Annotated in this window: 1 protein-coding gene; it reads right to left on the minus strand. The window is 62.0% G+C overall.

The window, feature by feature from the left end:
- The coding region (locus tag BFF76_RS30775) for a DEAD/DEAH box helicase family protein (RefSeq protein ID WP_167359556.1) at positions 1-721 on the minus strand (721 nt) is incomplete at both ends.

The following is a 721-nucleotide window of genomic DNA, read 5'->3' on the forward strand; positions in this document are numbered from 1 at the left end:
GCTCGTGCCCTTGTCCGCCTTGAGCAGGGGCGTTCCGGTGAAGCCGATGAACATCGCGCCGGGCAGCAGGCGCTTCATCGCGGCATGCATCTTGCCGGACTCGGTGCGGTGGGCTTCGTCGATGAAGACGAACAGGTTGCCCTTGGCCTTGAAGTCCTTTGGGACGTTGGCCTTGAGCTCCTCGATGAACTTGTCCTGCGCCTTCTCCTCGTCGCCTACCTTGCCCACAGAGCTGCCGAACTTGTGCACGAGGGAGCAGATGAGCCACTCGGTGGACTTGTTCAAGGTGTCCAGGAGATCCGCACCGGACTTGGTGCGGTAGATCTTCTCGTTGACGCCGTTGAAGACCTTCTCGATCTGCTCGTCCAGCTCCTCGCGGTCGGTGATGAGGAGGACACGGGGGTCCTTCTGGTTCTCACGGATCCACTTCGCCAGCCACACCATCGTGAGCGACTTGCCCGACCCCTGGGTGTGCCAGATGACGCCGCCCTCACGACGACCGATACGTTCCTGTGCCTTCTTCACGCCGAAGTACTGGTTGTGGCGGCACGCTTTGCGGACACCGGAGTCGAACACGGTGAAGTCGTGGATCAGCTCCAGGATCCGCTCCTTGTTGCAGAGTTGGACCAGGGCGCGGTCCAACGGCCCCTCGGAGGAGGACGCTTCCTCCGCCTCTTCCTCCTCCTTCCACTCCAGCCAGTACTTCTCCGGGGTGTCGATG

It is taken from the genome of Streptomyces mutomycini (genome assembly GCF_001700505.1).
In the GTDB taxonomy this organism is placed as follows: domain Bacteria; phylum Actinomycetota; class Actinomycetes; order Streptomycetales; family Streptomycetaceae; genus Streptomyces; species Streptomyces mutomycini.